Source organism: Azohydromonas lata NBRC 102462 (genome assembly GCF_001571085.1).
Classification (GTDB): Bacteria; Pseudomonadota; Gammaproteobacteria; order Burkholderiales; family Burkholderiaceae_C; genus Azohydromonas; species Azohydromonas lata.
The window spans coordinates 1-4,694 of record NZ_BCTC01000196.1 but is presented as its reverse complement, the minus strand read 5'-3'; the positions used below and the strand labels follow the sequence as shown (position 1 = coordinate 4,694).

Annotated in this window: 7 protein-coding genes; all 7 read left to right on the top strand. The window is 69.3% G+C overall.

What is annotated here, in order from left to right; genetic code table 11:
- Positions 1-733, top strand: a 733-nt coding sequence (gene paaA / locus ALA01S_RS30200) for a 1,2-phenylacetyl-CoA epoxidase subunit PaaA (protein ID WP_066343340.1), incomplete at its 5' end; no start/stop codon positions are given.
- A gap of 40 nt (positions 734-773) precedes the next feature.
- A complete protein-coding gene (paaB, locus tag ALA01S_RS30195) occupies positions 774-1,070 on the top strand; it encodes a 1,2-phenylacetyl-CoA epoxidase subunit PaaB (RefSeq protein WP_066343336.1) in 297 nt (98 codons plus the stop codon).
- 16 nt (positions 1,071-1,086) lie between these two features.
- Positions 1,087-1,869 (top strand): 1,2-phenylacetyl-CoA epoxidase subunit PaaC, encoded by a 783-nt coding sequence (gene paaC / locus ALA01S_RS30190; protein WP_066343334.1) that lies wholly within the window; start codon positions 1,087-1,089, stop codon positions 1,867-1,869.
- Positions 1,863-2,393 (top strand): 1,2-phenylacetyl-CoA epoxidase subunit PaaD, encoded by a 531-nt coding sequence (gene paaD / locus ALA01S_RS30185; protein ID WP_066343333.1) that lies wholly within the window; start codon positions 1,863-1,865, stop codon positions 2,391-2,393. Before paaC ends, paaD begins: the two co-directional genes overlap by 7 nt.
- 12 nt (positions 2,394-2,405) lie before the next feature.
- On the top strand, positions 2,406-3,497 hold the full coding sequence (gene paaE, locus ALA01S_RS30180) for a 1,2-phenylacetyl-CoA epoxidase subunit PaaE (protein ID WP_066343332.1): 1,092 nt from the start codon (positions 2,406-2,408) through the stop codon (positions 3,495-3,497).
- A gap of 5 nt (positions 3,498-3,502) precedes the next feature.
- Positions 3,503-4,240, top strand: a complete 738-nt coding sequence (locus ALA01S_RS30175) for a TetR/AcrR family transcriptional regulator (protein ID WP_084268097.1) — start codon at positions 3,503-3,505, stop codon at positions 4,238-4,240.
- Positions 4,237-4,694 (top strand): ABC transporter substrate-binding protein (locus ALA01S_RS30170; protein ID WP_157119407.1); only part of this gene is annotated, 458 nt, incomplete at its 3' end. The genes ALA01S_RS30175 and ALA01S_RS30170, both read left to right, overlap by 4 nt.

Below are 4,694 nucleotides of genomic sequence, written 5' to 3'. Positions count from 1 at the left end.
GCAGGACGAGGGTGGCCACGGCCTCTACCTCTACGCCGCCGCCGAGACCCTGGGCGTGAGCCGCGACGAGCTGCTGGACGCGCTGCACTCCGGCAAGGCCAAGTACAGCTCCATCTTCAACTACCCGACGCTCACCTGGGCCGACGTGGGCGTGATCGGCTGGCTGGTTGACGGCGCAGCCATCCTGAACCAGGTGCCCATCTGCCGCTGCTCCTACGCGCCCTATGCGCGGGCCATGGTCCGCATCTGCCGCGAGGAGAGTTTTCACCAGCGCCAGGGCTACGACAGCCTGCTGGTGATGATGGAGCAGGGCACCAACGCGCAAAGGGCCCTGGTGCAGGACGCGGTGAACCGCTGGTGGTGGCCCTGCCTGATGATGTTCGGCCCGCCCGACGACCAGTCGCCCAACTCGGCGCAGGGCATGCGCTGGGGCATCAAGCGCGTCTCCAACGACGAGTTGCGCCAGAAGTTCGTGGATGCCACGGTGGAGCAGGCCAAGCTGCTGGGCGTGATGCTGCCGGACCCCGGGTTGAAGTGGAACGACACCCGCAAGCATTGGGATTTCAGCGCCATCGACTGGGACGAGTTCTGGCGCGTGGTCAACGGCAACGGCCCCTGCAACCGCGAACGCCTGGCCGCGCGCGTGAAGGCCTGGGACGAAGGCGCCTGGGTGCGCGAAGCGGCCCTGGCCCATGCGGCCAAGCAGCGCGAGCGCGAGGCACAAGCGGCGTGATCTGGGCTTGTGAACTTGCCAACCAGTTAGGAGATTCACTATGAGCACCGACACCAACAACGAATGGCCGCTGTGGGAAGTGTTCGTCCGCAGCCGCGCCGGGCTGGACCACAAGCACTGCGGCAGCCTGCACGCCGCGGACGCGCCCATGGCCCTGCAGATGGCGCGCGACGTCTACACCCGGCGCCAGGAAGGCTCCAGCATCTGGGTGGTGCGCTCGGACCAGATCACCGCCAGCGACCCCGGCGACAAGGACATGTACTTCGACCCGATGGAAGACAAGGTCTACCGCCACCCCACCTTCTACAAGCTGCCGGACTCGGTGGACCACATGTGAGCCGCGCGAGGCAGCCATGCAGCCCTCCATTGCACTTCAACGCGACGCGCGCCAGCAGTACCTGCTGCGCCTGGGCGACACCTGCCTCATCTCGGCCCAGCGGCTGGGGGAGTGGACCGGCCATGCGCCGGTGCTGGAGGAGGACATCGCCCTGGCCAACATGGCGCTGGACCTGCTGGGCCAGGCGCGCGCGGTGCTCACGCTGGCCGGCAGCGCGCAGGGCTTGAGCGAGGACCAGCTCGCCTTCCTGCGCGAGGAGCGCGACTACTTCAACCCCACGCTGGTGGAGCTGCCCAACGGCGAGGGCCGTCCCGGCGACTTCGCGCTGACCGTGCTGCGCAATGCCTTCGTCGCCACGCTGCTCAGGCTGCTGTGGGAGCGGCTGCAGGACTCGGCCGACGAGGAGCTGGCCGCCATCGCGGCCAAGGCCGTCAAGGAGGCGCGCTACCACCAGCAGCACGCGGCCGACTGGGTGCTGCGCCTGGGCGACGGCACGGACGAGTCGCACCACCGCATGCAGGCCGCGCTGGACAAGCTCTGGCCCTACACGGCCGAGCTCTTCGATGCCGACGCCGTGGACGACGAGGCGGCCGACAGCGGCCTGGGCCCGCGTTGGGCCGAGCTGCGCGGCGCGTGGATGGCCGAGATTGGCCCACTGCTGCAGGCCGCCACGCTGCGCCAGCCGCCTGATCAAGCTTTCATGAGCACCGGCCGCCGCGGCGTGCACAGCGAGCACATGGGCTACATCCTGGCCGAGATGCAGCACTTGCAGCGTGCCTATCCGGGAGGTGCATGGTGACGGCGCAACCCACGCCCGGCGCCCGCGTGCAGCGCGCCTGGGACGTGCTGGCCGGTGTGCTGGACCCGGAGGTGCCCGCGCTGTCGTTGTGCGATCTGGGCATCGTGCGCGACGTGCGGGAAGCCCACGAGGCCGCCGGCCTGCTGGAAGTCGTGCTCACGCCGACCTATTCCGGCTGCCCGGCCACCGAGGTCATCGAGCGCAGCGTCGTGGACGCGCTGGACGCCGCCGGCCTGGGGCCCGTGCGCTTGAAACTGCAGCGCGCGCCGGCATGGACCACCGACTGGATCAGCGAGGAGGGCCGGCGCAAGCTGCGCGAGTACGGCATCGCGCCGCCCGCGCACGGGGCTGCGGGGCAGGCCGTGCCCATTCGCCTGGTGCCGCGCCGCATGGCACCCGTGGCCTGCCCTCGCTGCGGCAGCACGCACACCGAGCAGCTCTCGGCCTTCGGCGCCACGGCCTGCAAGTCGCTGCACCGCTGCCTGGATTGCCGTGAGCCCTTCGAGCACTTCAAACCCATCTGAGGCGAGGCTGGCATGAGCGTCCTGTTCCACCCGCTGCGCGTGCGCGCCATTGAGCCGGACACGGCCGAGGCCGTGGTCGTGAGCTTCGACGTGCCGGCCGAGCTGCGCGAGACCTTCGGCTTCACGCAGGGCCAGTACCTCACGCTGCGCAAGACCATAGACGGGCAGGACCTGCGCCGCTCCTACTCCATCTGTGCGGGCGTGGACGACGGCGAGCTGCGCGTGGGCGTGCGCAAGGTGCGCGGCGGCGTGTTTTCCAACTGGATCAACACGCATCTCCAGGTCGGCGACGAGATCAGCGTCATGGCGCCGCAGGGGCGATTCTTCGTGCCCATGGAGCCCGATGCGCGGCGCCACCACCTGGGCATTGCCGGGGGCAGCGGCATCACGCCCATCCTCTCCATCATGAAGACGGTGCTGGCGCGCGAGCCGCTCTCGCGCTTCACGCTGATCTACGGCAACCGCTCGCTGTTGTCCACCATGTTCAAGGAGGAGCTGGAGGACTTGAAGAACCGCTGGATGGCGCGGCTGGTGCTGCACCACGTGTTCTCCGACGAGCCCACCGACTCGCCGCTGAACATGGGCCTCATGAACCGCGACAAGCTGGGCGAGTTCCTGCGCAGCGTGGTGCCGGCCGCCGGCGTGGACCAGGCCTACGTGTGCGGCCCCTTCCAGATGAACGACGAGGCCGAGGCCGCGCTGCTGGCCGCAGGCGTGGCGCAGGACCGCATCCACATCGAGCGCTTCGGCCTGGCGCAGCCCGCCGGCACGGTGCAGGCGGCCGACGCCGTGGTGCACCAGGCGCAGCCGGGCGATGCGCAGAGCGCGCGCATCGTCATCATCCGCGACGGCCTGCGGCGCGAGATCCAGTTCCACAAGCAACAGCCCAGCATCCTCGACGCGGCCTCGGCCTGCGGCATGGAGGTGCCTTTTTCCTGCACCTCGGGCGTGTGCGGCACCTGCCGCGCCAAGCTGGTCGAAGGCGAGGTGCGCATGGAACGCAACTTCGCGTTGGACAAGAACGAGGTCGCCGCCGGTTTCGTGCTCACCTGCCAGGCGCACCCGCTCACCGAGCGCGTGGTCCTCTCGTTCGACGAAAGGTAAAGCGCATGGCCCGCGGACGCGCCGCCAACTACGACGACCAGCGCGAGATGATTCTCGAGCGCGCGGCGGCGTTGTTCGCCCGCCGCGGCTACTCGGCCACCACCATGAACCAGGTGGCCGAGGCCGCGGGCCTGTCCAAGGCCACGCTCTACCACTACTACCGCGACAAGTACGCGCTGCTGGTGCAGATCGCCGAGGGCCACGTCTCCCGCCTGGTGGCCATGACGGACGACGTGCTGGCGCGCGACGATTTGTCCGCCGAGGCCCGCGTGCGCGAGCTGGTCGCGCGCATCCTGCGCGAGTACGCCCATGCGCAGCACGCGCACCGCGTGCTCACCGACGACGTGCGCTTCCTGCAAGCGCAGGACTGCGACCGCATCCTCAACCTGCAGCGCCACGTCACCGCCGGCTTTGCCCGCGCCATCGCGGCCTGGCGCCCCGAGCAGCAAGAAGCCGGCCTCGTGAAGCCCGTCACCATGCTGCTGTTCGGCATGGTCAACTGGATGTTCACCTGGCTCAAGCCGGATGGGGCGCTGTCCTACGAGGACATGGCCGGCATCGTGGCCGACATGATGGTGGGCGGCGTGCCGGCGGTGCGCCGCAGCGCGGCGCCCGCGGCCGATGCCCCCAGTGGCACCGGCGCGACCCCTGCAATCCACAAGACCCTCAATGGCGACACAACGGTCCCGCGACGGCGCAACGCGCCGGCGGTGGCCACATCCACCGAAGGAGACAAAGCATGAAGACGACTTTCAAGCTCGCGGCCGCTGCCGCAGCGCTGCTGGCCGCGGCGCAGGCGATGGCCGACATCAACGTCGGCGTGACGCTCTCGGCCACCGGGCCGGCCGCGTCGCTGGGCATTCCGGAGAAGAACACGGTGTCCCTCATGCCCAAGACCATCGCGGGGCAGAAGGTCAACTACATCGTGCTGGACGACGCCAGCGACACCACCTCGGCCGTCTCCAACGCGCGCAAGCTCGTGAGCGAGAACAAGGTGGACGTGATCCTGGGCTCCACCACCACGCCCAACTCGCTGGCCATGATCGACGTGGCCGCCGAGTCGCAGACGCCCATGATCTCCATGGCGGCCTCGGCGCGCATCGTCGAGCCCATGGATGCCAAGCGCAAGTGGGTGTTCAAGACGCCGCAGAACGACATCATGATGTCGCTGGCCATCGTCGAGCACATGGCCGCCAG

What these genes read in the sequence shown, in the direction of transcription:
- paaB (WP_066343336.1), top strand. Translation starts at nt 774, where the DNA reads ATGAGCACCGACACCAACAACGAATGGCCGCTGTGGGAAGTGTTCGTC.
- paaC (WP_066343334.1), top strand. Translation starts at nt 1,087, where the DNA reads ATGCAGCCCTCCATTGCACTTCAACGCGACGCGCGCCAGCAGTACCTG.
- paaD (WP_066343333.1), top strand. Translation starts at nt 1,863, where the DNA reads ATGGTGACGGCGCAACCCACGCCCGGCGCCCGCGTGCAGCGCGCCTGG.
- paaE (WP_066343332.1), top strand. Translation starts at nt 2,406, where the DNA reads ATGAGCGTCCTGTTCCACCCGCTGCGCGTGCGCGCCATTGAGCCGGAC.
- ALA01S_RS30175 (WP_084268097.1), top strand. Translation starts at nt 3,503, where the DNA reads ATGGCCCGCGGACGCGCCGCCAACTACGACGACCAGCGCGAGATGATT.